This is a genomic window from uncultured Blautia sp., from assembly GCF_902497045.1.
Lineage (GTDB): Bacteria > Bacillota > Clostridia > Lachnospirales > Lachnospiraceae > Blautia_A.
This window is the reverse complement of record NZ_CABVDF010000308.1, coordinates 1-2,500: the sequence shown is the minus strand read 5'-3', so window position 1 is coordinate 2,500 and position 2,500 is coordinate 1. Positions and strand designations below refer to the sequence as shown.

General features: G+C 41.1%; 2 protein-coding genes. Both read left to right on the top strand.

Features of this window, described 5'->3' with window-relative positions; all coding sequences use genetic code 11:
- Positions 1-38: 38 nt before the first annotated feature.
- Complete coding sequence (locus tag RDS42_RS14100) at positions 39-1,484, top strand: aminoacyl-histidine dipeptidase (RefSeq protein ID WP_308784217.1); 1,446 nt, start codon at positions 39-41, stop codon at positions 1,482-1,484.
- A 218-nt stretch (positions 1,485-1,702) separates the two neighbouring features.
- A partial coding sequence (locus RDS42_RS14095; protein ID WP_308784216.1) for a M23 family metallopeptidase occupies positions 1,703-2,500 on the top strand: 798 nt, incomplete at its 3' end.

The window sequence follows — 2,500 nt, the reverse complement described above, 5'->3', positions numbered from 1 at the left end:
TATGAAGAATTCTCATGACGAAATGGAGGAAATCGAATATGAGAGCATTGGAAAATTGTGAACCAAAACGAGTTTTTTATTATTTTGAGGAACTTTGTAAGATTCCTCATGGTTCAGGTAATACAAAGCAGATCAGCGATTATCTGGTAAGCTTTGCAAAAGAACACGGACTTGAATATGTTCAGGACGAGATGAATAATGTTGTGATCTACAAACCGGCAACAAAGGGCTATGAAGATGCTCCTGCAGTGATTCTTCAGGGACATATGGACATGGTTTGCGAGAAACGTCCGGATGTAGAACATGATTTTACAAAAGATCCATTGAATATTTCTGTACAGGATGGATATGTGACTGCAAATGGAACAACTCTGGGTGGAGATGATGGTATTGCGGTTGCATATGGACTTGCCCTTTTAGAGAGTGAAGATATTGCACATCCGGCACTTGAGGTGCTGATCACTGTTGATGAGGAAATTGGTCTTCTCGGAGCAGAAGGCATTGATTGCAGCGTATTAAAAGGAAAAAGACTGATCAATCTGGATTCTGAAGCAGAGGGAAGTCTGTGGATCAGCTGTGCAGGCGGCCTTTCCGGTATCAGTACAATTCCCGTACAGAGAGTAGAGGCAGAAGGTCAGAAGGCAGCAGTAAAGATTACAGGACTTATGGGAGGACATTCCGGAGCAGAGATTGACAAAAAACGTGCCAACGCCAATGTTCTGATGGGAAGATTTCTTTACAGTCTCCAGAAAGAAACTGCTTATGAGATTATTTCCCTGGCAGGCGGTCAGAAGGACAATGCCATCACAAGAGAAGCAGATGCAGAACTTCTTGTAGAGGACATAAATGCAGTAAAAGCATGTGCAGAAAAGCTTCAGAAAGGATTCCGGGAAGAATATGCAGGAACAGACGAAAAGATCACAGTTGAAATTACAGATCTTGGCGCTGCCTCTGCAAAAGTTCTTCATCCGACCAGCAGAGAAAAAGTGCTGTTTTTCCTGATGGAAGTTCCATTTGGTATCCAGAAAATGAGCGGAACCATTGATGGACTGGTAGAAACCTCTACCAATATTGGAATTGTAAAACTTGGAGAAGATGAATTCCTGGGAAGTTCCAGTGTCAGAAGTTCTGTTGAAGCAGCAGGAGCAGCTCTTTCCGATAAGATCTGCTATCTGACAGAATTCCTTGGAGGAGAATATACTGTTCAGGGAGCTTATCCTGCATGGGAATACCGCAAAGATTCTCCGCTGAGAGACCGGATGGTTGAGGTTTACGAGGAAATGTATGGAGAAAAACCAAATGTTGTGGCAATCCATGCAGGACTTGAGTGTGGTCTGTTCTACAAGAAAATTGAAGGACTGGACTGTGTTTCCCTTGGACCGAATATGAAAGATATCCATACCTCTGAGGAAATGCTTGATATTGCTTCTACAGAGAGAGTTTGGAAATATCTTGTAAAAGTACTGGAGTATCTGAAAAACTGATCATATTTTCTATATAAAGACAGGCATCTGTTCAGGAAAAAGGGGCAGATGTCTGTTTTTTGCTTCTATAGGAAAACAGTGCATTCTGTGTGAACTTTTCCTGATAAACAAAAAACGTTCCTTGAGGATGCTTGTCTGCGTTGCTTAAAAGAAATGTGCTGTTCTTATGCGGAATATCAGGGCATAAAATAAACTGTGTTTCTGACAGGAGGAAATGAATGAATAAAAACAGATCATATGGAGCAGCTGCAGTTGTGCTGTTTTTTCTGTATATTTTTATTCTTGGTGATCTGGAACACTTGATCAGGGAAAGAAGTAAAGCATCTTTTCTTTCTGATGCATATATGGAAAGCGTGCAGTTCCGAAGACAGAAGGTAACCGTGAAAGATTACGAACAGATCCGTAAAGAGGGAAAGGATAACTGGATCGGCGTTCTTTTGGCCTCTGTTGCCCAGGAAGGGTTTCATGGAAAAAAAACACTGGAAATGCCGGCTAAATTAAAACAATATAAGCCAGAAGAATATCAAAAAATAAGCGCAGTATACAAAGCCATATGGAAAGATGTAAAATTTTTTCCTGTTGCTGCAGAAAAAACTTACTTTGAAAATACCTGGCTGACGGAAAGAGCTTATGGAGGAAAAAGATTTCATGAGGGAACGGATATTTTTGGAGAAACAGATCGTTCCGGCTATTATCCGGTGATCAGTATGACAGATGGAGTGGTTGAGAAAAAGGGATGGCTTCCTTTGGGCGGCAGAAGGATCGGAATACGTTCACCTCATGGAGGATACTTTTATTACGCACATCTTTCTGATTATGAAAAAGATTTTCAGGAAGGCGAAGAGATAAAGGCCGGTGATATTCTGGGATATATGGGAAACACCGGATATGGACCGGAAGGAACAAAAGGACGATTTCCTGTCCATCTCCATATTGGGATCTATATATCCACATCAGAGCAAAAAGAAGTCAGTGTAAATCCTTTTTATCTGCTGAAAATTTTTCGGAAAAATACA

Excerpts from the sequence above, each read along its gene's own strand:
- RDS42_RS14100 (WP_308784217.1), top strand. The coding sequence starts at position 39 with ATGAGAGCATTGGAAAATTGTGAACCAAAACGAGTTTTTTATTATTTT.